Source organism: Micromonospora craterilacus (assembly GCF_003236315.1).
GTDB classification, from domain to species: Bacteria; Actinomycetota; Actinomycetes; order Mycobacteriales; family Micromonosporaceae; genus Micromonospora; species Micromonospora craterilacus.
Window position 1 is genome coordinate 1 of the sequence record NZ_POTY01000572.1, and the last position, 445, is coordinate 445.

1 pseudogene is annotated in these 445 nt (G+C 78.2%); it reads left to right on the forward strand.

From position 1 onward, the window contains the following. A pseudogene (locus C1I95_RS36845) lies at positions 1 to 445 on the forward strand (hypothetical protein); the annotation flags it as partial.

A 445-nucleotide genomic window follows, 5' to 3' on the forward strand; every position in this document is an offset into this window, starting at 1 on the left:
GGGTGGGGCCCGTCGACGTGGGATCCGGCCCGCTCGCCGAGATTGCCCAGACGCCCGCGCCGCCGCCAACGGCGGCGACCAGGAGGAGCACGGCGACCGCGACCCAGAGCCCGGTCTGCCGCTTCGGCGGCTCCGAGGGCTTGATCCTGCGCCCCAGCCCCGTCAACGGGTCGGACGGCGGCGGCTCGGACGTCGCACCGACCGCCGTCGGCGGCATCTGGCCGGTCCCGTCGGGTGCGGGCCAGGCAGCAGGCGAAGCCGGAGCGGCCGACACCGGTGCGCCCCAGGAGGGGGCACCCGACACCGGACCACCCGAGACGGAGTGCGGCGACGGGGAGATCGGCTGCGGCGGAACCGACACCGGCTGGGGCGGACCGGACACGGGCTGCGGCGGGCCGGAGACCGGCTGGGGCGGACCCGACACCGGCTGCGGCGGACCGGAGAC